Here is a 413-nt window from a genome sequence, read left to right on the forward strand (position 1 = left end):
CTCACCACATACTTCGCGGCCCCCGCCTGCGCCCCCCACGACACATCCAACGTCGAAGTCGTCGCACCCGACACCTTCAGACCCGCCGGCGCAGACCACCGATAGCCCGAACTACTCACGCTCGTCGTCTTGGCAGTGACCTTCGAGGAGTACTGGCTGAGTGCCTCGTTGGTCTTCGAGTGCTTCACGATGACCTGCATGTAGTACGTCGTTCCCGGCTTCAACCCCGAGATCGTGCCCGAGTTGGTCGTGAACGCCCGGAACCCCGCATTCGACATGTCCGCACTCCGCGAGATCCTCACCACATACTTTGCGGCCCCCGCCTGCGCCCCCCACGACACATCCAACGTCGAACTCGTCGCACCCGACGCCTTCAGACCCGCCGGCGCTTCCCATCGGTAGCTCGAGGCAGA

General features: G+C 63.9%; 1 protein-coding gene. It reads right to left on the reverse strand.

The annotated features are described in order from the left end of the window. The coding region (locus tag ACHAA3_RS16835) for a hypothetical protein (protein WP_435710250.1) at positions 1-341 on the reverse strand (341 nt) is incomplete at its 3' end. Positions 342-413: the final 72 nt, after the last annotated feature.

Origin of the sequence: Aeromicrobium sp. CF3.5 (assembly GCF_051262695.1) — a bacterium.
Lineage (GTDB): Bacteria > Actinomycetota > Actinomycetes > Propionibacteriales > Nocardioidaceae > Aeromicrobium.